The organism is Arthrobacter sp. 260 (genome assembly GCF_013116745.1).
Lineage (GTDB): Bacteria > Actinomycetota > Actinomycetes > Actinomycetales > Micrococcaceae > Arthrobacter_D.
On record NZ_JABFOE010000012.1, the window covers coordinates 1 to 23107 of the forward strand.

Sequence of the window (23107 nt, forward strand, 5' to 3'; positions counted from 1 at the left end):
GCTCAGCTGGCGGAAATCAAATAGCGCGAGTCTCCATCAAACCCAGAGCGGTTCAATATCCATTGGGAAGAGAAGGTATGAAAGCCCGGAAACGGGGGTGGTCCCATGGGGGCGTCACCGACACGCAACAAACGTTATAGATGGCACGGTTGAGATGGGATTTGAGCTGGGGAACTGCTGACCTCAAGGCTCAATGTCCGGGACTTAGGGCCCTGTTGTGCGGCTGCCTATGGGTCTACTCTGAGCAAGCCGGGTTAATGCAAGTAACGCCTCATGACCCGTGAACATCAGATGGGGCTTTGGTGTGGGATCGTCTTCGCTCCCGGGGAGTGAAGACGATCCCAAGGCTTGTTTCACCCGATGGCACTCAAATTGAGGTAGGGCGGGGACCAGGATTCGAGAGGTTTTTCTTGGATATCAACGTAGGAAACGTTCCAGCGTTTCTAGCACTGACCGTCACCGTAAATTGGCCCAGAGACCAGCGGCGCATTCAGGAGCTTGGCCCCGCCGTCATGGCCTAAACCCACCTGGCTAGCCACCGCCTCTCACCTCACGCGAGGTGCTGTGTGAGGTGTACTCGCAGGGAGAGTGCATTGAAATGATGAGCCAGTGATTGTGTTCTATAGCAGGGAGCGTCGCTACTATCGTTAGCGACCGGCCCAGGGTTCACTCCTGGTGCTGCCGGTGACGGAGGACGAATATTATGGGTCGGGGAGCATAGCGATGGTAGGGCGGTGGTTGGATCCGCCCGTTCCTGGGATGATTTGCTGTTCGCTGAAATTGGTTCCGTCGGCCGATGAGTTGGCGAAAAGGCGCTGATCGCCGTTTGCACCCTTCCATGCGACAAACAAGCGGTTGTTGAAGGATGCTAGTGAAGGGCTGTCGTCTGTGCCTCCGGTGCCCGGGATGACTTTCTGATCCGTGAAAGTAAGGCCATCGGCGCTGGAGTTGTAGAAGAGTCGATTGTCTGAGCCTGCTCCTTTCCATGCCACGTACAGGCGATCACGCAGAACCGCCATCGCCGGAGCGTGACTTGAACCGCCGGTGCCCGGGATGACCTTTTGATCCGAGAAGGTGACACCGTCACCTGTCGAGCAATAGAACAGTCGTTCGTCGGTGCTGGCTCCTTTCCAGGCAACGTAGAGACGGCTGGTTGAGGTTGCGAGGGCTGGGCCGTGGCTAGTCCCGCCTGTTCCTGGAATGGTTTTCTGCTCGTCGAACGTGGTTCCATCGGGGGAAGAGTTGAAGAACAATCGGGAATCTTCGCCCGCTCCTTTCCAGGCAACGTAGAGACGGTTTGATGATGCTGCGGCGGCCGGACTGTGGCTGGTTCCACCCGCTCCTGGTAGGAGCATTTGGTCCAAGTAGTCCAGGCCGTCGGCGGAAATACTGTAGAAAAGACGCGGATCTGTGGTTGATCCTTTCCAAATTGTGTACAGGCGCCCGTGTAAGGCTGCGGCTGCTGGACCTTCACTCGTTCCTCCGGCACCCCTGACGACCCTCTGCTCGGTGAAATTCCCACCGTCAGCGGTGGAGTTGAAGAAAAGGCGTTGGTCCTCTCCGGCTCCCTTCCAGAATACGAATAGCCGATCGCGGTCAACACGGAGGGTTAGCTGCTCTTTTTCAGGATCTAGCGTCGCTACTGTGATCCGGAATCGGGCTCGAGGGATGTATACGGTCGACCCTAAGGTGGCGGGAATTGCTGCGAGGCTTAGGCTTGTTGTGCCGCGGCCAATGCCAGTTGCGAGATGGATGACTACCCAGCCCCTGCCGCCCGATGGGACAGCGGGAAGTGCGCGGTCCCAGTCCTCGTGGATCCGGTATTCAATGACTATGCGCTGACCCTTCGTGGGCAGATCCATAGTCGCGACTACCGAAGGACCCTGCCAGTCGACGGGCGGCGAACCGCGCAATGGGTACAGATCGGCAATAGCTTCCCCGTGATCGAGGAGTGTTTTGGATAGGTCGTTACTGACCTGCGGGTCGTGAAGATCTATCCAGGTGCAAGCCTCTAAGTTAGGAGCGACCATCCCCGGGCCATGACTGATGGGAGGTGTTGGTGCGCCGACACCTTGAAGGTCAGTGTCGTCAAAGGAGTATTTACCGCCCTCTGCCCCCATGACACAGAACGCGTCCCCATACTCGACGGGGCCGGTGGCGCTTTCTAAATTCGCGTGACCCGAGCCGTAGAAGTGCCCGAGTTCGTGGGCGACGATAGCGGGGGTGAGGCTTTGGGCGCCGAAGTGCGTGTAACGACCCGAGCGGCGGGCGCTGAAAGAATCTGCCTTATCGATGACGAGCAGGACATGATCGTAGATGCCCAAATCGTCGCCGATTTTCTTGGTCACTTCGGGAAGGATACTTGAGCCGGCGTCGCCTCCGTATCCCTCCCAGGTTGCGTCGGTGATGTTCAACTCTACCCAATCAAAAACTTTCCACTCTAGGTTCAATCGGCGGCCAGATTGGACGGCGAAATAGTAGGCGACACGCCCCATCATCTGATCAATCCATGAGGAAGTCATTGTTGTGATTCGTGGAGAGTTGTTTACGCTGAGGAGGAGCACTGCGGTTGCCATACCCGATAGTGGGCGCGGACGAGATTACTGTCAATGGGTTGTGGTGACGAGAGGCCGCCTGAGCAGGAGCGATTCGAGCAGGGCACCATGAGCCAAGTTTGAAAGCTCCGAAGCACCGCGTGTGTTTTGCCGGGGGCAGGGTTGGGTTAGTTATCCCTGGCGATCGATTTGGTGTTGGACGGCTAGGGCCATGGTCTGGAGTTCTTGTTGTTCTTCGTCGGAGAAGTGCCGAGGTTTCTGGTCAATGATGCAGAAGGTGCCGACGGCCCAGCCTTTGGACCCGAATATCGGGTAGCCGGCGTAGAAGCGGATGTGGGGTTCGCCGGTGACGAGTGGGTTGTTCTTAAACCGCTGGTCGGTCAGTGTGTCGCTGATGATCAGTGGTCCGGCTTGGCGGATGGTTTCGTTGCATAGCGCAATGTCCCGGGGGGTGTTCTGTTTGAGCGGTCCGACAACTGATTTGAGGAACTGGATCCGCTCGGTGATGAGGGCGACACTGGCAGAGCTGACCCCAAAATGTTTCTGGGCTTTCCGGGTGATCTGATCGAAGCGTTCCTCGGGGACGGTATCGACCAGGTGGGTCTGGTCAACGGAGAGCAGGCGCTGGGATTCAGCTTCTTCTGGGAGTAGGAAGGATCTGCCCGCGGCCCCTAAATCGGTGAGCGCTTCATCCACGATGGTCTGTGCCTGGTTGAGGCTGCCGGGAACCGGCCGGCCTTGAGCGTCCCTGTTGGTTATCTGGATGTCATCGCTGTAGGGGACCCGATCGTGCGAGGTGATGGATTGCAGCACTTCGTTGAGCGTCAGGGCGAGGGTGTCGCGTTCGAGCGACGAGATTCTTATGACCCCTCGTAGGTAGGCTTCCATTTCAATTTGAGACAGTGTCCCGCCGCGGGCGAAGTACGCGATCCACAGCTGGACCGGTTCTAATCCGGCTTGGGCCGCCCCGGAGACGGTCAGCTGATGCTGCGTTTGTTCATCCATCAATACCCTCGAACCCGCTTCGCGGGACCAGCCACCCTCAGTACAGGCAGTCGCATAGTTCCTGACCAAAAACCTAGTGAAGAGACTTGATCTCAAGATTAGCTCAGAGCACCCCGATCAAAGAGGGAAACCGAAGAATCTTTCTAGGGACAGTAAAAATGGGGGAGCCCAGGGCCCTGCCCGTGGAGGTTCCACGGCTCTAGACTGATGCCATGGAAGGCCGGGGAGGGTCGGTGGCGGTGCAGCTTCAACAGCTGATTCTGCGCTCTGAGAGCGTCGAATCGTTCCTGGAAGCTTTCGCTTTCTACACCTCGAGACTGTTCGGGTCAGAGGACGAGTATTCCTGCGGGGTCACACTCACCCGAGGGGACCTGACCGTCACCGCCGGCAGCAGCACAGAGGCCGCCGCGATTGAAGAACTCCGCCAGGGTTTCAGCGGCGACCCTTGGAGGAACAGCTCGCAGATCCATCAAACGTTTGTTGTTGACGAAGCCAGAACAGATGAGCGATTGCCGGGTTATGGGAAAGTTCTTCGAGACCGGGGTTTCCACGCAGTCGTTGGCGTGCCGGCAGTAATCGGTTCGGAGGGTGGGGCCGTCATTAGTTTGTATGCTCGGCGGCCCACGGTTTTCACCCCCGATGTGATCGAGCGTTTCGAAGAATACGTCACCGGCACTACGACCAGTCTTGAGCTGGCCCTGAAACTAGCGTTGTATCGGGGCGCCGCAGCGGATCTACTTGCAGCGATGGAATCGCGTACCAACATTGATATTGCGGTAGGAATCATCATCGCTCAGAACCATTGCACCCAGGCCGAGGCTGTCCAATTACTTCGCCGGGCTGCCAGGCATCAACAGATTAAACTCCGTGCACTGGCGGAACGGATCGTTCAAACGCTCAACGCGGCGCCGGTAGCCGCTCATTTCGTTCCTGCCCCGGGACAAAGCAGCGCATAAACACTTCAAACCAGGAGCGCTGATACCCACCAGGTAGCTCAACCTCCAGGGCAGCTATCGCGGGGACCACCTGACTCTTGTGCGGTGTCATTGGGCCCTATACAAGGGACGCGCTCGGCCGGATCATGGGGAGGACCTACCACCGCCGGGTTTCACTGAGCTAAGGACCAACAATGACTTCAGAGCAAACCCACCCCCAACCCGATACCACAACAATCCTTCCCCTGGTATCTTCTGTGCTTCCGCAGGCCAGGAATCGCCGCAAAAGTAGGGACACCGGTCAGCGGACACTGCTGAGCCGGCAGGGGGACCGCCGTCGGGAAACCGAACGAAAGCTCGAACTTCACAGGCGCGTCTACGCTCTCGCGCACCCCCGTCCCAGCCTGGGATAACCCCCCGCGAACCCTATGCCGGGCTCCGGATATGACGCCAAGAATGCTGGGAAAGAACACCGGTCGCTGAACCAAGGGCTATCGAATCAGTTGAATGCGGCCCAACGTGGTCAGCAAAGCAGGGGGTTCTTCGTCCACTAGCTAAGTAGGCTGCTAGTAACTGGTGGGATAGCGGCGCATACTCTGGCTAAGCAGGCCTCCGGGATCTTCGAAACGCACCACTAATCGTTTCGGCTACACCAGTGTTCCTGACCTACCGGAATGGTTGGTGCGACGATGAAAGCCGAACTCGCGAACCCTCTCGTGCCCTTCTGCTACCTCTGTGGCACGGCACGGTTCCTCATGTATGAAAACTTCGCCCCACCTCAGCTGCTCCCGTCCGGTCACCTACTGACGGGCGGCGTGAACTATACGTGCATGCAATGCGGACAGTTCAGCGGCCACAACATTCCAGCGGGCTGGCGCCCGCCCGAATAGCTTCACGGACCCACGATCCTCCCCTCATGGAACTCTCTCGCTGGCATGAAGGCATCACACCTGACGTCACAATCCTCTGCACACATAAGGGAAAACGCCAGGATCACCTACCGGCAAGTCAGCCGGAAGCGTAGACCACAAAAATCGCGGCAAACGGGAGAAGGACTGAAATGGGCTATTCAAATGAGCGGATCATCGAGCGGCTACAGCTATCAGGGACAAGTAGGGATCTGACCCGTCGCCTGACGCTGATCGATAAGGAAATAGATCAGATCCTCCGCTCCGGTGGGACATCCCGTGAAGCACGCGAACCACAACAACGCTTCAACGACCTCCTACCCCTGCCCTAGCGAACACAGCAAAAAGACGGTCGTTGGCTAAAGGGAAACGATGAAGGCCACGTTGTGAGCTACTCGAACGAACTAACAATCAGGAATCTACGCTATGACGGTTCTGACAAAGATCTCTTGGAAGAACTAGAAGCACTAGACCGAGATATCGACATGCTCCTCCAGACAGGCGGAAACCCCCGCGACGTTCGCCTCATACAGGAACACTTCGATGATCTTCTACCCTCAGAGTGACCCTCCGAATAGACGGTCCGATGGGTGAACCAGCATGCACTTTGGTGCGAGCTCGCGGTGCGATTGCTGCGCCTCCTGTGCCTGACAGGCCGCGGGGTCCGGGGGTAGGGCCTGAATCGCTTGGAATTGCCGTGCTTCTGAAAGCTAAGAATGGTTAGCCCATGGCAGAACGGACGGGGAAGCATAGGAACCGCAGAGCTCCTGCCAATTCCGGAACTTCGCGACTACCGGAGAATGGAAACTTTGCCTCCGCCGAACTGTTGCGTGTGACTCGGCTACGAGTGAGTACGCTACAGAGCGAGCGGAAGCGCCTGGCAACAACGGTCCACCATGCACAACTGAACGTACTTGCACAATCAGGCAGCCCAGAATACGACCACCGACTACTCACAGCCGCGGTCGAGGATCTGGACATCCTCGACCGGATGCTACTCCAAGCACAAAGCACCCAAACAACTCTGGAAAACGCTCCACGGGTCCGGTGATCCTGACCGGACCGTCTTGACGTATTAGAACGTTATCGGCGTTCCGATCCCCCACGATACGTTTTGATGGGATGGCTTTGCTCATTTATGGGCGTTGTTGTAGGCATCCACGATTGAGTACTGGATCCGTCCCCGCGCGCTGGGGTTGTGGCCGTTCGTTAGTGCCCATTGGCGAATTTTTTCGAGCTTTTCACGCTTGCGGCGGGTTGTGGAGGACCCATATTGTCTGCGTTTGCTGGTGCTTTCGTTGGCTGCACTACGACCTTTCTCCACGTAATCAGAGAGTTCTGAGCGCAGCTGGGCGGCATTCTGCGATGTCAGGTCAATTTCGTATTCTGTTCCGTCGATTCCAAAGTAGACGGTTTCCTGTGCTTCCTGGCCGTTGAGGTCATCGATCAACTGGACCTGCGTACGCTGCATCAGATTGTTCCTTTTCAAAGTATTGCTATGGGTTTGGGCACGAAGAAGGCCCTGCAACGGGAGGGTCTGTTCCGCTGCAGGGCCAGTTCTTGGTTGATCCTAGTTAGCCTCCGAGGCCTCCGGGGAGTTTTCCGATGAGGTCTTGAGGGTTGATGCCTAACTTGCTGAGCAAACCCTGGTCCTTGTCGGTATCTACCTGATCGGGCAGTTCCTGACTGGCTTGGTCGGTTTTATCGTCATCTCCCTGCCCCTTGAGATGGTCGAGGATCTGTTTTTTGTCGATTTTCACTATGCGCTCCTTCAGTTGGTTACTCGGTTCTGCGTGAAGACCTTCCAACGGGTGTGGCCTTCCCGGTCAGTTACCGGTGTTGTAGGGAAGTTGCTTAGGTTCGTAGGCCGGCTTTGTCTACTTTGCGGTGGAAACGCATGCCGGCGAGGCCTCCAAGAATCGCTCCGAGGAGGGCAACCGCGGCTGCGATGAGCGCGGCGATGATCCCTGTCGTTGTCAGGTCATCGCCTGCGGGGATCTGCGGGAAGCTGTTGATCTGGGAGAGGATGTTGAACTGATCCCCCGCGATGAGCCCCAGTATTGCCACGATAAAGGCGATGACGATGGCCCAAACCCAGACGGCGATGCCTTGTTTGACGCCGTTGAATCGTGCCATCCGGCCGGCAACGTATCCGCCGCAGTAGTAGGCGATCAGCAAGATCGCTAGTAGCACGATGCTGCTGATGATGCTGGCGGTTTGTGGGTCCGCGGTGGCTTCTCCGGCGATGTCGGTGTTTGTTGCCGAGCCTACGGCCGCGCCGAGCGCGGCAGCCAGGGCGCTAAGGAGAATCGCTGTTCCGGTAGCGGTGAGCCACCCAAAGAATGCGGAGCCGATCTTGATCCCGCCGAATTCTTCCTTCTCCCGTGCTACATCATGCTTCAAACCGTGATCAGTATCCCCATCATTGTCCTGATGGAGTGCGTCGCCGTGGTCGCGGTTGGCTCGCCTTGAGTCCGCACCACTTCCGGTATGACCTGAATGGTTTGAGTCAGGGTGATTATCCGGGGACTTAGCCGGACCTGCACTGGTACTCATGTGTACTCCTCTATCAAGGCCGTCACCGGCCCGGTCGGGTACCTACTCAGGGGTACCCGACCGGGCGGTGAGTTGCCAATGATTATCTAGCGGTTGTCCCGGCGGCTGTCGTCGGTGAGGTCGGCGTCAGTGTCGGTGTCGATTTGTTCCTTGCGGACTTCCTCCGTCACGGTTTCCTGATCGGTGACGGTTTCCTTGCCCATGCGGACACGTTCTACCGCAACGGTTTCCTTGTCCACGACGGGGGTTTCGGCGTGAAGGATCACTTCGTGTTCCTCTTCGCTAATGTCCGGCCCCGAGGTAGCGTCACCGCGGTTGGCATCGGTGATGGGCTCGCGCTCAATGGTCACTTCCTCACGGCTGACCGGCACCGTCTTGGTGACCATTTCGGTCACCACGTGCTTACGCAACCTGGCCCGACCGGTTTCCCGGCTTTCGGTACCAACGTGTAGGCGTTCCTCAGAACGAGTCATCGCGTCATCAGTGGTCGGACCGGACGTGTCATGGCCGACAACACCGGACTCGCCGACATTGTCATTGCGTTCGTCGGTGCGCTGGAAGCCCTGCTCGCCGCGCGTCGTCGCCGACTCGTCATACGTGCCGGCCTCGTCGTAGGTTCCGGTGCCGCTGGGGCTGCTCAGTCCATAGTGCTGATAGAGCCGGCTTTCTTCCTCGACGGAGAGGTCGCGGTCGGGATCGACCCGGGGGGCGTCTTTGATCTGGTCTTTGGTGTACCCGACCCGGACGTCGTCACCGTCGACGCTGGCGCCTTCCAGGGGCGCGAAGGATTCCGAGGTGCCGAACATGCCGGTCTTCACGGTGACCCAGCTGGGGTTGCCGGTCTGGTCATCCAAGTAGATTTGACCGACTGAACCGACTTTGGTGCCATCGCTGTCGATGACGTTTCCGCCGGTGCTCAGAAGACGGTCAATGTTTTCCTGCGTAATCATGGTCTGCTCCTTGCTATCTAACTTCGGTGATGTGCTGGACAGTGCGATTGTGCGGGTGGAGTCTAGTAGCGGTGCGCGCCCGGGCCCTGAGGCTCGGTCTTCGCTGCCTGCTGCTGTGCCTTGGTTTTGGCCTGCTGGGCCTGGTCCTTTACGGATGGCGCGCTCTGGGCTTGTTCCTTGATCTTGGGGGCTTCTTCTTCAGCCTTGGTGAGGTAGGTTTCCCAGCGCTGTGACATTGGCTTGATCAGCCCGCCGCCAACACCAACCACGATCACGCCGACAATGGCTGTGAGGACCGCGATGAGGATCGGGGTGGTGACGGTGACAGCGATGTCCACCTGGTTCAGCGCGGCGATAACGCCGATACCGATGATGAAGATGCTGGCAATGTTCGCCAGAGCCTTCCCGTAGGAAAGGCCGCCTAACGTGTTCTGGATTAGTCCCTTGACTGCTGCCGCGATCGCCGAGGCGATGATGACGATGATGATGGCAATAATGACCTTGGGCAGGAACGCGATGATACCGGCCAACAGGTCACTGACCGGGTTGGGCCCGAAAACGCCAAAGGCGAACTGCAGCACGAATAGCACCAACGTGTAGTACAGGATCTTCGCGATGATGTCGCTGGCATCCATCGAGGACTTATCCAACGCCTTCTTCACACCGCCGCGCTCCACCAAACGGTCGAACCCAACTTTTTCCAACACCTTCGAAAGTGCTTTCGAGATCGCCTTAGCGACTAACAGGCCAACAATGAGAATGACGAGGAAGAGCAGCAGCAATGGCACAAACGCCACCACCGCGGCCAACCCGCCCATAAGTGTTTCTTGCACAAAAATCTCCTAGTAGTCCGATCAACTTGCCTTGCGTTTTCGTCCCGAGGGGCCAATCCGCACTGCGCTTCAGTCCAACGGGGTCTTAGCCCCGGGATCTGTAGTCCCTAACAGTAAGTGCTAAACGACTTAATAGAAAGCCTGCTTATTAAAAGGAAGACTAGCGAAAATGAGATCGTGTCAGATTGCGTTAGGTCAAGAGCGATCCCGGCGTTACTCGTGTCGTATCCGGGATGTTCAGGCGGGGGAGTGGGGGGCGCCTTCAGTATCGATAGCCGCAGTCATTTGCCCAAGAAATTTGCTGACCGTTTCGGCTTCGGTGGGGGTGAGGGATTGCGCAACGGCAAGCATGCGCTGATAGACGACGCTGAAGGTTCGGTAGACATCAGTGTTCTCACCCATTGTGGGGATCAGGACCAGCGCGCGTTTGTCGGTGGGGTGCGCCCCTCTGGTCAGGTGACCACTTTTTTCCAAGCGGTCGATCAAGGTGGTGGTGGACGCCGTGGAAATGTTCAAGAGCCGGGAAAGGTCTATCGGCCGGAGGGTCCGGTCTTCGTGGTCTGCCTGCAAGAGATGCGCCAGAGCTGAAAGATCAGTGTCATTCATCTCCATAGAACCTTGCATTCTGTCCCGCTGCGCCTTTTCGGCGGCATGGTATGAGCGCAGGATATTCAAAACCTGAACACCATCCGCCCGGTCCGGTGCTGGGGCATGCCCGCACTCAGCTTGAGCAGAAGCGCGGGGCGGAGCCATTCACTAAGTCTAGGCCGCGAGTCAGGCATACAAGAGTGTGACCAACACACTGTCGACGCCGGAAGTGACCTCCTTGCACGCCAGGCGCAGGGCCTCCAAAGCACGAGCCACTGCTGGCTGTCTCCTAAAGCCTTACCTCCACTTCGAGGTTCCTGCCTGACTGGATACAAGGCGCACCTCTTTCCATCACGCCTTATGTGATGTGAAATAGTAAGTAGGCTTTGCGTCTACTGGTGAAGAAGCCCGGCAGTGGGCGTGAAGCCCCAGCACGCAGCCGATTTAAGAGAACCCACATCCAAGAAGCTTTGCCTACCAGTAGCTGCTGAGACTGGGACGGGGAACACCGGCCGTTGTCTTTCCCGAGTGATAGCGATAGCACGTGAGAGGAGTCCCATGTCAGATCTAGAGAATTGGTCAACCGGGCGCCTCCTGAGCACTGCTGCTCGGCTGTCCGAGCGGGTACTGAATAAGGCACTATTGGAACTTGGCGTCACCCCCGCTGGCATCAACGTTTTGACGGCGTTGAACACCCACGGCCCGATGGCCCAGAACGAGCTCGCGGAACTCATGCACGTTCAACCTCAAACAATCGGCAGAACTATCGAGCGTTTGGAAGCGTCAGATCATCTGACCAGAACTCGCAGCGGCCCGGACCGAAGGGTGCGGATGGTAGCCATCAGCAGCAAAGGCCGGACAGTACTGGAAGAAGCGCAGGACACCGAAAAGAACCTCACCAACGTCGCGGACTCGCAGGGCTATGAACTGCGCCGCCCCCTTCAGGCAATCATCCGGTATCTGACGTCGATCGCGAAGTAGACGGATCGTGCTGAGGGCTCTCGAAGATGCCAGGGCATAGACCCCGAGGATAACCCCGTTCACCGACCGTCCCGGGCATGAGCCACGCGTTGTGTACCGTCATCATGTGCCCTTTCTTACTGTGAGGCTGTGCGCTTCAGCAGTGCTGATCAGCCGAGGGTTTCTCAGCATCGAGATGGTGGTCAATCTGGTTAAAGGTTTACGGAAAGGCCGGAGTGCCCTAGGCTCGAAAATGTCGGTTTAGCAAAGAGCCTGCAGGAAACGCTTACCTTGTGGAGCACCTCATGGACCTCAAATCCCCAAACATTCTCGGCACAGACACCGATCGAATTCTCGAAGAATATCGCCTTTCCAATAGCTCTCCGGAGACTTCCGCCCTCTCAGATTGCGACCTCTACGCACTTTTCGATCTGGGCGACGACGAGCTGCCCATGCTTCCAGCAGATCTTTCCGAACTCGCCGTCGAAGAATTGGTTAGCCTGTGTAACCGGATGTTTCGGGAGATGAATAAAGACTTCCCCCGCTTCGGTGCACGCGAAGACTACGGAATCCTCTCCGACGAGCTCAACCACCGATTGGGACAGCACCCTCAGTGATGACACCCGCCTGAACCACGAAAAATTGTCACGGACCTGACCCCATTGCTGCCGGTCCTGCCAAATTCTAACCGTGCGGGGTGCGGCGAGTAGCTCATTCGAAGTGGGTTCGGGCGCTTTCGCCTCCGCTAGAGGTAACGAGTTGCGCGGCGAGATCCCGCAATTTGATGTTCCGTGTGCTTGAAGCGGATTTCAGGATTTCGAACGCCTCATCTTGGGTGCACCGGTTCTGTCCCATGACGATGCCCACCGCCAGATCAATGGTGGTGCGGGATTCTAAAGCATGCGCTAGATCGTTGGCCCGCTCGGTGCGTTCCGCGACCAGGACGGCTAACCGAAACGCTTTAGAGGTTTGACGAACATGCGCCTGCACGATGTCCCGCATGGACCCTTCGAAATAGTTCGGCTCTCTCGAGTACAGGTTCATCGCTGCTTTCGTTTCCCCTTCAAGATCGAACGGGATGGCCAGCGACGAGAGTATCCCTTCTTTCACCATGACTGGCGTGTACTCGGGCCACCGCTTTTCCGTGCGCATATCGGCGACGTAGATGACGGTCTGTTCACGAGAGGCTCGGAGGCATGGCCCGTCACCATATTTGTACTGGATTTCGTCGGTTTTCTGCGCTTCGGCGCTGCTGCTGGCAACGGTGCCGGCCCTGCGATGACGTAACAGGGTGATCCCACACAGAATGTCTTGATCATTCGAGAGGGCCTGTACCGAGAACCGGACAAGTTCGTTGAGGAATTCGTCGACGTCGCCGGTATTCAGGACCAGGTCCTGCATGTAATCGCCGAGGGAAGAGCTATGAGGATCCGTCATTGGGTCTCAACTTCGGTCAGGTCCGAAAATGTGGCTCAATGGTCCCCGCCGTGATGGGCATGTACGGAGGGGACGATTCAGACGCAGTGACGAACGTGTAAGCGGCCGGGGTCTGGGACCGCATGACCACAGCCTACCTACCAACCTTGTGTTCCTGACGATGGAGGTCCGCGAAGGCGTCCGCCAAAACAAGGACCTCACACGGTCAGGGAACGGTTCACTTCGGCCTCGGCTAGCTGTGGTGGCTAAGACCGGCGTTCCATGATCAGAGTGACGTATTAGAACGTTATCGGCGTTAGGGTGTCGGGTTCGAGGCATAGGTTCGGGCCGGTTGTTCATTTCGTCTAGTGATCCAGCAAAACAAGGGACAACGGCCGATCGGTCCTGCGAGACATCCACCTGTGGGCGGGTGGAGCCCGAAGGATAGAACTCAAAGCCGTACACCTGTGGGTGAGTCGGAGTCGGCAGCACCCAACTTTCAAGCGGTCCGGGACAACCCCCGCCACCGCGCCGAGCCAAGCGAGTTCCGCTTCTGGTGTAACGATTGCAGAGGCACATTCGAGGACACATACGAAGGTATTCACGCCAATTCTTGTCGCGCCTCATTGAGTAGTTGAAGCAAATCCCCTGACACCACTGTGAAACTTTCACCGGCACGGTACCTACCAGTATGGAGCCCTTGCAAGAGCGTTGTGGGACATGTAGATGATCTAGGGTACTGGCGTGAATTTTTGTGCGGCAGCGGTCATGACCTGCAGAATCTGGTCTCGCTGTGCCGGCCTGGTGTTGAGGTTGGTAGCACTGGGGTGGGGGACTGTTTCCCACGGGATGGTTGCAATCTTTGGGGAACGGGACCGAAGGAGTTCCCAGCCCGCGCGTGCCAGTGTGCCCATAGGTATCACGAGCTGCAAATGTGGGAAAAGGTCGAGAACGGTTTCAAGGTCGCTCGTTGCTTCCACTACATCCGCCATCCTTGTCGTACGGGTGCGGGATCCGTCGGGAAGATACCAGGGAACGATATTCCAGCTAGCAAAAGCTTCCCTAGGTAGGGCTGCCTGCTGTATGAGTGTGAACCAGTTCGCGGCCGTTCCATCATTGTTATCGATGGAGATGATCCCGGACCCGCGGGATGCCGAGGATCTGCTGCCAGGGGCTTCGAGTAGGAAGAGGACGCGGGCGTTAATCCCGCCTCCGCTGGGATCAAACCAAGGAACCACCGATTCAGATGCTGAGGTGGCGCGGGCACGGTTCAGGTCACGTACCCAATCGTTGAGCGGCTTAACGTGTGCCTCATCAAGCAGGGACAGTTTCCGCTCCACTTCGGCCCGGTTGCGGTGGGCACGGGGAGCCTGAGGCCATTGCTGTACTTGAGGTGCAGTTCCAGCCCTGGAGTGACTGAAGTGGGCGGTGTTTTGGGTGTTGCTGGACGCTTCAGTATCCGTTGTTCCTTCGGTGCTCTCTGCTGGTAGCAGCGATAAGGCAGCCGCAAGGTCCTCGGCATCAGGCAGGGACTGTTGCTCGGCCGGGGGCAGTGTCTCGTAGGTGTAGGTGGATATTGCCATGGGACTGCCTGACTGGTTTAGCGCATACCGAACGGTGTGATCGTTCCGGCTCCCACAAATCAAGATGCCCACCGTGGGCGCGTGAGCTGGCCGACGGAGTTTGTCATCGACCAACGCGATATAGAACTGAAGTTTGCCCGCGTACTCAGGTTGGAAGCGCCCCGTCTTTAGTTCGATGACGACGTAGCGCAGCTGGTCTACATGGAAGAACAACAGGTCGAGGTAGAAGTCATCGCCGCTGACGTCGAAGTGGACTTGGCGTCCAACAAAAGCAAAGCCCGGTCCGAGCTCTCGCAGCGTTTCTACAATTCGGTCCATCAGCGCTTGCTCTAGCTCACGTTCGGCCACGTCCCCGGTCAGGCCAAGAAATTCCAGTGCGTAAGGGTCTTTGGCCATCTGCTGTGCCAGTTCTGAATCCTGCGTCGGAAGATGCTGGCTGAAATTTGAAGGCGCGGCTCCGGAACGCTCGAGGGTTTTGTTCATGATCATGTTCATCAACACGTTCCTGGACCAGCCGTGTTTGACCGCTGCAGCAGCGTATTCGTCGCGGCCTTCAGGGCTGAGGTTCTTATCGATGAGCACCCGGATGTGTCCCCACGGTAAATGTCCCACAGGGTGTGGGACATTTACCTCCCAGCCTGGCCACGCGCCGGCGAAGCTGCGCATGTACTGCAGATTGCTGCGCGATAGACCGGTCATGTCCGGGAATTCGCGGCGCAAATCTGTTGCCAGGCGTCCGATGACGGCGCTTCCCCACCCTTGCCGTTTCTGTTCTGCCAGGATTCGATCCCCAATGGTCCAGTAAAGGCCGATAAGGGCCGTATTCACGCTCCGCTGGGCCTGCACACGAGCCGAAGACACCCGGGCCTTCAGATCCTCCAGAAATAGGGAATAGCCGGCAGGTACCACTGAGTCAGGTTCGGACATAACATCAACCCTAAGCCGGGGTTGACTGCGCCCGTGTCTGCGTACATTCTCAACTGGTGAAGCTTGAAGAAAAACGCATTGCCTTGCTCATCGATGCTGACAACGCGCCGGCAGCTAAGGTCGACGTCGTCCTTGCTGAAGTGGCACGTCATGGTGTCGCCAACGTGCGGCGAGCTTACGGTGATTGGAAGAGTCCTCATCTTCAGCAATGGGAAGCCGCTCTCCACCCATATGCGATTCGTCCCATGCAGCAGTTTGCCTATAGCACTGGCAAGAATGCATCTGACATGGCCATGGTGATCGACGCTATGGATTTGCTTCGTGCAGGTTCAGTCGATGCCTTCGCTCTCGTATCCAGCGACGCTGACTTCACTCCGCTGGTGATGCGCATACTGGCGGACGGTTTGAAGGTGTACGGGTTTGGCCAAAGGAAGACCCCGGAGCCGTTTGTCAACGCTTGTTCGCTGTTCACCTACGTCGAGGGACTAGGACAGACAACCACAAGCCTTGAGACCGCGTCAGAGGGCACCGACCCGAACAAACTACGTGGCGATACCCGTCTCGTGCTCTTGGTTCGCAACGCTGTCGAGGCTGCCAGTACTGAGGATGGGTGGGCTCACCTAGCCGCGGTGGGAAGCCAAATCGGTAACCAAGCGTCTTTGGATCCGCGCAATTACGGCTACCGGAAGCTGAGCGACCTCATCGACGCGATCGGCCTGTTCGAACTCAAACGGGAGGACCAAAGAGTTTTGGTGCGGGACAAGCGAACCCTGGTACGCAGCGTCATAACGTGAGCCCGTCGCTTATGGACAATCTTCTAGTTCTGGTCGGGCTGACCGTTCCACGCCCGTAACCCTGGAGAGCGGTCGTCCCACCTGCTTTCTGCTATCACTTTGACTCTTTGAAGAACCGCGCGGGAGCTCTCCTCGTATGAAGGAATGAGATTGCGAACATAGGCGGCGCCACGTCGAGGAAACGAAATGCGATGCCGGATCTCCAACCGGGTTCCTTCAGCCGTATCTGTTAGGAAGTAGCCGACCGTAGGAGCGAACTCGCCACCACCGATCGGACGAGTGATCGAATACTCCGCGGGTACCTCATCGATGACCTCCACGGCGGTCACCTGTTCTTTTCCACCCAGGGTATGAATGAAGACCTGAATTTCGCCTACTCCCATCGGTGTTCCCTCAGCCCTGAAGGCTCGGGTAACCGTAGGTGCCATCAGCGGAGCGCTCTCGGCCGGTTTGATAAGGTCCCAGACCAGTTGCCTGGGCGCCCGAATATCGGTGTTGGCTCTGCCCTCGAGCGTCTCGTTCTGCCCGTCGGCTTTCGATGATTCCCGTCTCCCCATTCACCCAGTATCGCAAAGGCCAACCTCTCGTCAGGTACACAGCGCCCGTTCACCCGGGCACTCACACCCGAAGAACCGTTGTGGAAGTCGTGAGAAAAGCCTCACCGAGTGCGCCGCCGTCAGCCGAGGGGCAGTGCAAGATTCCCCAAAGTTTAGGGGACGCCTGGTCCTCGACGACGTAACAGGGTGTTATCGGCGTTTCTGCTCTTGGGGACTGTGGCAACTGGTCAGCCTGATGAAGGGCATGGTCTCCCTGTCCAGAGTTGTGCCAGCATTCCAGTCCGCGAGTGATGCTGCTCGTTACGGGGAAGGTCGAGGCGTTAGTTGTTCGCGGTTTCTAAGGTGATGGGAGCAGGGGGCCAGGTCGAGCCGTCCAGCAACGTGCGATCTCCCAGGACTTGATCTAGTTGTAGGGTGCGCTCGACCCATGGGTTGCTGGGACAGTCGGCGCCACCCTGGATTAGTTGGGACGTCCAGTAGACGGTGACTTCGTCCTCGGTTTCAAGAACGACGGGTTCGGTTGCCAAGAAGGGGGCGGGATCCCTAGCGCCCGTGCAGTCGGCCTCAGAGACCCGCAGATTCACGGTCTTATCTTCCGGGGTCGAGGTGTCGGGGGAGAGAGCTAACGTCGCCCACATATCTCCCTCGGTTAGGGCTGGTCGGGCACTGCAACTAGATTGCCAGCTTGTGGCACGCAATTGCTCGCCCTGACGTCCCAGGACGACGTACCAATCAGTCTCAAGGGAGAAGTCAGCCGAGTTGCTTGGGGAAATCAGGAGGCCAAGGGACCTCTCGGCGGTAGCGTCGTCCATCCACAATACGGCCCGATTAACCTCTTCGACGTCGGCTTGCTGCAATGGCATTGGGGCGTCGATACCACCCACTTCTTTTAGGTCGGCCAAAGCAGTGAAAATTGCTTCGGTTTCCTGGGGATCGACTTGGATCCCCCCGCTGGCAACCGTGTCAGCAGGGAAGGGCAAGCCGTCGCTGCAAGTAACCATGACGCCACCGTCTGGCGCTTGCCACGGCTGCGCGCCAGGGGTGCTTTGCGGAGGTGGTGTCGCGTCTCCACCTTTATCTTGGGTCGCGCCTGTCATGCCGCAACCAGATAGCGGAGTGGCAAGGGCGAGGATCACCAACGTGCTGAGGGTTAGCCTGCGCATGTTATCCATCCCATTAGCCATCACGGACGCCGTTCCAATGCTCTGAGTCTGACAGAGGTTCCGCGCGAATTCGAGGGGCGTGCACGAGAGGCTCCGCTCGCCGCCCCGCAGAAGACCGTGGGGCGGTAGCTGCAGAAGTACCGAAGACCGAATCGGCGAACGGCACCGGGAGCCCGGGTGACGTAATAGACCGCTATCGGCGTCTCGATGAGGCTAGGGAAGCTTCAGCCCAAGCACCTAAGGCGCGGATATTCACCAGGATATGTTGCACATTCAGAACTCTTGATGCTCAAGCTCGCTGAAAAGCGCTTCGGTTAGGTCGCGGAGGGCCTGGTTTGCGTAGGGAACGAAGGGTGCGTCGTAGACCCAATCGGCGTCTGTTGGAAAAGGGAACGTGACTAATTCGGCCCCCTTCGGGATCCCACCGGAGTTGCTTTTGTAACCGTAAAAAAGAATGCGGAGGCCGCGCCCGTCCTCGGTGCGAAAGCTGAGCCAGTTCGACACCGCGTCTCCAGCTGGATGATCGAGGTGAGTCCGATACAACCGGGCCAGTTCGAGCAGCTCACACGCAGCTTTTGTATCCGGGTATTTACCTGCGACTGCGTCCAGGAATTTCTTCATACTTCGAACTTTCAAGTCCCCATAGACTGTCTGAAATCTGACGGTTACTGCCGCAAGAGTTGACAGCGTTTTATAGAGACCCTGGAAGTAGCTTTCGTAGAGATCGAACACTTCATGCTGATGGTGAGCGGGCGGTATGCTTCGCATCGTCATGGTCGTGAAAAATCCGGCGGTGTTGGCAAGCTGCTCGCTCTTCAGCGTCAGTCGCCCCACTGCTTCGACATAGTTGGCGATAGCTCGGGTGCGTCCATAATCCATCCCCGGTAGCGGGTACAAACGGTCAGCCCAGTTATTTATGAATTGCACGCTAAGCAGGCGCGGCGGAACGACTACTTTTTCTACCAGGGTTGGGTTCATTTCTAGCAAGGTGTTCCTTTCGGCGAAATTAGATGGCATGGATATTATCCAGACTCGGTGCTCATCAACAGCATCACACAAACCTGCAGAAGTACCGTTTAAGATTGAGACGGTCAAATTATCCTGTCGCTCGTAGGAAAGTCAGAGGTATCTGGCAAGATCAGAGAGTCTCCCTTCGCGCCGTCTGAAAGAGCACATATGCCGAAACCACTGTTCATCGCGCTCCTCCTTGTGTTGCCGATCATTTTGGCCGTGGCGACACAGAGCGGTTGGGTGCTGATTCTTACGGTTGCACTGCTCCTTATTGCTAATCCAATCATTCGCACGATCCGCAAGGCTCGCTACTTCCGATCAGAGCAGTTCCAGGACCTGAAACAGGAGATTGCGTCGGTCGTCAAGGAGCACAACGAAGTCGTGAATTACGTCGCTGAGATCAGGTCCGAGGGGGCATTCGAGCTCGGAGCGTCGTCCACTGGCCAATTTGCGCATCTCGCCACGTTCGAAAACACCTCGGCGTGGAACAATCGGCGCGATCGCAACGTAGCGGAATACGCTCCGCACGTGCACAACGCCTCTCTTCAAATCGTTCGGAACGCCAGCCAGGATCCCATCAAGTACCTGATGAAGTACTTCGGGATTAAGGCTGATCAGACGACTCTGATGGACGTTCAGCGCGTTGCCAACGACATCGCTCGTCTCGAAGAAGCTGTCGGTAACGTCAGAAGTCGCGAAGCCGCCATCACAGCCAAGATCGCTCCACCGGCATTCATTATGGAGCACTATGCGGGGGAGTTCTGGAACCAGATCGGGGCGCACCTGTCGCCTATCCAGGTTCCCTATCCGCTCTATAAGTTTCAGTACACATCGGCGGGCGGGAACACCAGTCAGGAGCTGAAGGTTGACTTGAACACGCCCACGCTCGAGGCGCTGTCGGAGATCCTCGTCGAGAAGATTCGATGGGCAAAATCTGCTGCCGGCCAGCGTGCACTCATGACAGCGCGGCTCCGGAGCTACATCAAGGAGCGGGACCACTTCACCTGTCAGCAGTGCGGCATCTCGACCGCGGAAGCACCCTATTTGCTGCTAGAAATCGATCACATCATGCCTGTGTCGAGGGGCGGTCTGAGCACCCCGGAGAACCTGCAGACTCTGTGCTGGCGTTGCAACCGAAGCAAAGGAGCAAAGGTCATCGCCTGACCCAGAACAAATTCAGAGTGGTCTGAAGCGCACCTAGTCTTTTACTAGTTCTCGGATGATCCCGCTGTATCGTCAGTGGTGGGCAGAGGAATAGTTCGACTAGTCCCGAGCATTCCCGTTCTTGCTCATCCGCTTCATGAAATCGGCGAATGATCCGGGATCAGAGTAGGGCAGGATCGTCCAGTGCAAATCTTCAGCTGAGTCGATCAGGCTGAGATCTGCACAGTCCTGCTGCCGAGTGTGATCTTCGATCAGATGCATCTGGATTACTTTCGCCGCATGCTGAATGTCCTCAGCTACGCCATCAGCGGGAATATTCAGGGGTGATGTGACAACATCACCTGCTCTATCGACGTAGAAGCCTGCTTGCTTGTCCAGATTCCGCCGCCTTGCGGTCGATTCGAAGGTGGCCAAATCTGGAAGTTGGTAATACTCCACTCGTCGTCTTTGATCCCAGAACCCACCGAGGCGTGACGCGAACTGCTCGGCCACTTGCAACTTTTCAGCATGTGGTCGGCGTGTAGTGCGTAGTCCTTCAGGTACTCGAACTTTTCCCCCTGGCGTGGGCGTTTGCCCGAAGAGCCCTAGAGGCGCGGTCCACTCCCTCTCCGAGGTCTCGTAAAGCCAACGTGCTTTTGCAAGCTCCTCGATCGCCAGGACGACGAGCGACTGAGATCTGCCCGGGCTTTGGTGCCCAGCAAGGAGGGCGGCGTCCTCAATCAACGCCACTGCATTCGCCATTAGCGATTTCCACCACCGGCGCGCAAACTCTGCGCCGATGTACTCGATTTCAGGCTTTTCCATGTACTGATTATCGCGTGAGGTGCTGACAACCGAGTCAAGCCCTGGTCGTTCCGCTGGCCCCAAAGGTTCGAAGAAGACGACCAATATGTAGTCGGCTGGCCTCAAATGTAGGCCGCGAGGCACCCATACGTAATAGGAATCGGACATTCCCAGCGGTGGCTCTAGGTTCCAGAACTGACTTCGTGGACGCTTATTGGTGCCGGAGCGAATCGAAGGGAACGTTCAGTAGCTCTTTCAGGTTTGAATGTCAGTGGGCCGTTCTACTCTGGCTAAAGACCAGCCTTTCGAGCTGGTTCCAAACGAAGGAACACCATGGCACACTCAGTTCCCACCATCACTTGCCCTCACTGCCGCCACACCTTTGTCGGCGTGAAAGTAAAGACGCACGGCCTTATTCGGTGCAGTAAGTGTGGAAAGACAATCAGGATCTGATCAAAAGCACCTTAAATCGCAGCCACAGGAGCACCGTCGACGTACCCCTTGGTAGGAAGCTGGCTGTAACTGTTTCGGTCAAACTCTGCCCAACCATCAGGAGAACTTATGAGTGCTAATCAATATAGGGGCCAACTTGAACGCAAGCGTCGGCAGCGCTCGGAGGCTGAAACGAAAGCCGGGAATTACCGATCGAAAGAGTCTCAGAAGCGGAGCGACGCCACGAAAGCCCGTCAGGCTGTGAGTAAGGCCAATAGTTTGAATACGGCTCAGAGCAAGTCACGTGAAGCAGAACGGCGGGACAAGGAAGCAGAGACAGCTGGCAAAGAAGCCGGACGGTGGCAAACCAGGGCCTCGGCATACATGAAGGAAGAGATTTCTCTTCAAAAGAAACTGGCGCAAGCCGAACGCTCCGAGAGTGACTCCGCCGAACGAAAGCAGAAGCGTGAGCAGCAGCAGATAGACCGACGTGCTGCAGCCGAACGCGTGGCCCTTGAGACGCGGGTCGCCAATGCGGAGGCGACAGTTATTAAGGCGTCCCGCCCACTTCCCGCACCAAAACCCGAAAAGTTACGAGTCCTAATTCTTGGTGCGTCCTCTGAAGGAGATCTGCGGGTAGGCCGGGAACAAAAGCGAATTCGTGCCGCCGTTGAATCAGCCTTGCATCGAGATCAAATTGATTTGGATGTGCGGCCAGCAGCTACGACGGCAGACCTGCTCGACGGAATCACTAAGTTCCGCCCTCATGTAGTGCACTTCTCAGGTCACAGCAATCAGGACCTCATTGTCTTCGAGGACGAGGGCGATGCACCACATAGCGGCGTTATAGTCACCGCTCGTGCCTTCGCAAACGCGGTCCAGGCGACCGACACCCCACCCCAGCTTGTTGTATTGAACTCCTGTAACTCCGCTTCGCAGATCGAAGATCTCGTGAGCGTCGTGACACCATTCGCTATTGGGATGGCGGACTCTATCGATGACGTTGATGCGATTAACTACGCCGCATGGTTCTACGCCGCTATTGCAAACGGACAGTCCATCAATGCTGCGCATCTGGCAGGGCGGGCAGCACTGGAACTCGCGGGCTTAGACAGCGCAACTTTACCCACCCTTGCCGCCGCCGACGACGCCGATGCGTCGTCGGCTATCTTGGTACAGCCCGTCGACGACACACGCTGACCATCCGGCGCAGGGTTCGAGGTTGGAAACACTCATGATGTCGATCGCAGACCAAGTTTGGTGGTCAAACTTGTGATGACCTTTTGCTCATGGGGTTCGTTGGACGATGCGGTAGACCGTGGATCTGGCGATTTTGAAGAGTTCGGCGATTTCGGTGGTGGTGTGTTGTCCTCCCTTATATAGGGAGATGAGGTGTGCTTCTTGGGACTTGGTGAGTTTGGGTTTTTTGCCGCGGAGTCGGCCTTTGGCTTTGGCGACTTGCATGCCTTCGCGGGTGCGGGCGCGGATGAGGTCTGATTCGAATTCGGCGACCATGGCGAGGACGTTGAAGAGGAGCCGGCCGACGGGGTCGGTGGGGTCGTGGACGGATCCGCCGATGCTGAGTTTCACGTTTCGTTTGGTGAGGTCTTCGATGATGTCGCGGGCATCGGGGAGCGATCGGGCTAACCTGTCGAGTTTCGTGATGACGAGGGTGTCGCCGGCTCTGCAGGCGGCGAGGGCTTCTCGGAGTCCTGGTCGTTCGCGGTTGGTGCCGGTGAGTCCGTGGTCGACGTAGATCCGGTCTTCGGGGACATTGAGTGCGGCGAGCCCGTTGCGTTGGGCGGTGAGGTCTTGTTCGTTGGTGGAGACGCGTGCGTATCCAATGATGTGTCCGGCCATAGGGTCCACTGTAGCGCTAGAGCCACCCAAGCGAGACAGTTTTACGGGCGGGGTAAACGCGAACGTCCCAAGCCAGGTTTCATATGGGTGTTGTCAGTTTCAGAAGACGTCTGCACGGAATGTCAGA

Annotated in this window: 22 protein-coding genes; 7 read left to right on the forward strand and 15 right to left on the reverse strand. The window is 57.3% G+C overall.

The window, feature by feature from the left end:
- Positions 1 to 701: 701 nt before the first annotated feature.
- Positions 702 to 2522: a hypothetical protein gene (locus HMI57_RS13470; RefSeq protein ID WP_171586536.1), complete on the reverse strand. Its 1821-nt coding sequence runs from the start codon at positions 2520 to 2522 to the stop codon at positions 702 to 704.
- Between the two features lie 204 nt (positions 2523 to 2726).
- The gene (locus HMI57_RS13475) at positions 2727 to 3560 is read right to left on the reverse strand and encodes a GAF domain-containing protein (RefSeq protein WP_171586537.1); all 834 of its coding nucleotides are present in this window, start codon (positions 3558 to 3560) and stop codon (positions 2727 to 2729) included.
- Positions 3561 to 3772: 212 nt separating this feature from the next.
- Between HMI57_RS13475 and HMI57_RS13480 the strand changes: the two genes are divergently transcribed.
- Positions 3773 to 4516, forward strand: a complete 744-nt coding sequence (locus HMI57_RS13480; RefSeq protein WP_171586538.1) for an ANTAR domain-containing protein — start codon at positions 3773 to 3775, stop codon at positions 4514 to 4516.
- A 1039-nt stretch (positions 4517 to 5555) separates the two neighbouring features.
- The gene (locus tag HMI57_RS13485; protein WP_171586539.1) at positions 5556 to 5735 is read left to right on the forward strand and encodes a hypothetical protein; all 180 of its coding nucleotides are present in this window, start codon (positions 5556 to 5558) and stop codon (positions 5733 to 5735) included.
- A gap of 800 nt (positions 5736 to 6535) precedes the next feature.
- On the opposite strand, the gene HMI57_RS13490 is transcribed toward HMI57_RS13485, so the two are convergent.
- From HMI57_RS13490 to HMI57_RS13515, 6 genes are all read right to left on the reverse strand, one after another.
- Positions 6536 to 6874: an Lsr2 family protein gene (locus tag HMI57_RS13490; RefSeq protein WP_228721117.1), complete on the reverse strand. Its 339-nt coding sequence runs from the start codon at positions 6872 to 6874 to the stop codon at positions 6536 to 6538.
- 103 nt (positions 6875 to 6977) lie between these two features.
- Positions 6978 to 7163 carry a hypothetical protein gene (locus HMI57_RS13495; protein WP_035747812.1) on the reverse strand — a complete coding sequence of 62 codons (186 nt, stop codon included), beginning with the start codon at positions 7161 to 7163 and terminating at the stop codon, positions 6978 to 6980.
- Positions 7164 to 7257: 94 nt separating this feature from the next.
- Positions 7258 to 7806, reverse strand: a complete 549-nt coding sequence (locus HMI57_RS13500) for a hypothetical protein (protein ID WP_171586540.1) — start codon at positions 7804 to 7806, stop codon at positions 7258 to 7260.
- Positions 7807 to 8045: 239 nt separating this feature from the next.
- A complete protein-coding gene (locus tag HMI57_RS13505) occupies positions 8046 to 8909 on the reverse strand; it encodes a PRC and DUF2382 domain-containing protein (RefSeq protein ID WP_024476669.1) in 864 nt (287 codons plus the stop codon).
- Positions 8910 to 8971: 62 nt separating this feature from the next.
- Positions 8972 to 9742: a hypothetical protein gene (locus HMI57_RS13510; protein ID WP_024476670.1), complete on the reverse strand. Its 771-nt coding sequence runs from the start codon at positions 9740 to 9742 to the stop codon at positions 8972 to 8974.
- A 237-nt stretch (positions 9743 to 9979) separates the two neighbouring features.
- On the reverse strand, positions 9980 to 10495 hold the full coding sequence (locus HMI57_RS13515) for a MarR family transcriptional regulator (protein WP_171586541.1): 516 nt from the start codon (positions 10493 to 10495) through the stop codon (positions 9980 to 9982).
- Between the two features lie 393 nt (positions 10496 to 10888).
- On the opposite strand from HMI57_RS13515, the gene HMI57_RS13520 reads away from it, so the two are divergent.
- Together HMI57_RS13520 and HMI57_RS13525 are read left to right on the forward strand one after the other, a co-directional pair.
- A complete protein-coding gene (locus HMI57_RS13520; protein ID WP_024476672.1) occupies positions 10889 to 11311 on the forward strand; it encodes a MarR family transcriptional regulator in 423 nt (140 codons plus the stop codon).
- 284 nt (positions 11312 to 11595) lie between these two features.
- On the forward strand, positions 11596 to 11907 hold the full coding sequence (locus HMI57_RS13525; RefSeq protein ID WP_156911276.1) for a hypothetical protein: 312 nt from the start codon (positions 11596 to 11598) through the stop codon (positions 11905 to 11907).
- A 94-nt stretch (positions 11908 to 12001) separates the two neighbouring features.
- Here HMI57_RS13525 and HMI57_RS13530 read toward each other — a convergent pair whose 3' ends face one another.
- On the reverse strand, positions 12002 to 12727 hold the full coding sequence (locus HMI57_RS13530; RefSeq protein WP_024476674.1) for a GAF and ANTAR domain-containing protein: 726 nt from the start codon (positions 12725 to 12727) through the stop codon (positions 12002 to 12004).
- Between the two features lie 710 nt (positions 12728 to 13437).
- Complete coding sequence (locus HMI57_RS19580) at positions 13438 to 15216, reverse strand: PDDEXK nuclease domain-containing protein (RefSeq protein ID WP_171586542.1); 1779 nt, start codon at positions 15214 to 15216, stop codon at positions 13438 to 13440.
- 56 nt (positions 15217 to 15272) lie between these two features.
- On the opposite strand from HMI57_RS19580, the gene HMI57_RS13540 reads away from it, so the two are divergent.
- On the forward strand, positions 15273 to 16010 hold the full coding sequence (locus tag HMI57_RS13540) for an NYN domain-containing protein (RefSeq protein WP_346655212.1): 738 nt from the start codon (positions 15273 to 15275) through the stop codon (positions 16008 to 16010).
- A gap of 23 nt (positions 16011 to 16033) precedes the next feature.
- On the opposite strand, the gene HMI57_RS13545 is transcribed toward HMI57_RS13540, so the two are convergent.
- From HMI57_RS13545 to HMI57_RS13555, 3 genes are all read right to left on the reverse strand, one after another.
- Positions 16034 to 16567 carry an SRPBCC family protein gene (locus tag HMI57_RS13545; protein ID WP_171586543.1) on the reverse strand — a complete coding sequence of 178 codons (534 nt, stop codon included), beginning with the start codon at positions 16565 to 16567 and terminating at the stop codon, positions 16034 to 16036.
- A gap of 320 nt (positions 16568 to 16887) precedes the next feature.
- Positions 16888 to 17568, reverse strand: coding sequence for a hypothetical protein (locus tag HMI57_RS13550; RefSeq protein ID WP_171586544.1), 681 nt, complete (start codon positions 17566 to 17568; stop codon positions 16888 to 16890).
- 435 nt (positions 17569 to 18003) lie between these two features.
- Positions 18004 to 18825, reverse strand: coding sequence for a hypothetical protein (locus HMI57_RS13555; RefSeq protein WP_171586545.1), 822 nt, complete (start codon positions 18823 to 18825; stop codon positions 18004 to 18006).
- Positions 18826 to 18906: 81 nt separating this feature from the next.
- Between HMI57_RS13555 and HMI57_RS13560 the strand changes: the two genes are divergently transcribed.
- Positions 18907 to 19905 (forward strand): HNH endonuclease signature motif containing protein, encoded by a 999-nt coding sequence (locus HMI57_RS13560; RefSeq protein ID WP_171586546.1) that lies wholly within the window; start codon positions 18907 to 18909, stop codon positions 19903 to 19905.
- Positions 19906 to 20004: 99 nt separating this feature from the next.
- Here HMI57_RS13560 and HMI57_RS13565 read toward each other — a convergent pair whose 3' ends face one another.
- On the reverse strand, positions 20005 to 20709 hold the full coding sequence (locus HMI57_RS13565; RefSeq protein ID WP_171586547.1) for an AbiV family abortive infection protein: 705 nt from the start codon (positions 20707 to 20709) through the stop codon (positions 20005 to 20007).
- A gap of 540 nt (positions 20710 to 21249) precedes the next feature.
- Here HMI57_RS13565 and HMI57_RS13570 point away from each other — a divergent pair.
- On the forward strand, positions 21250 to 22320 hold the full coding sequence (locus HMI57_RS13570) for a CHAT domain-containing protein (protein WP_171586548.1): 1071 nt from the start codon (positions 21250 to 21252) through the stop codon (positions 22318 to 22320).
- An 87-nt stretch (positions 22321 to 22407) separates the two neighbouring features.
- Here the strand turns inward: HMI57_RS13570 and HMI57_RS13575 are convergent, their stop codons facing one another.
- Positions 22408 to 22980 carry a recombinase family protein gene (locus tag HMI57_RS13575; RefSeq protein WP_171586549.1) on the reverse strand — a complete coding sequence of 191 codons (573 nt, stop codon included), beginning with the start codon at positions 22978 to 22980 and terminating at the stop codon, positions 22408 to 22410.
- Positions 22981 to 23107: the final 127 nt, after the last annotated feature.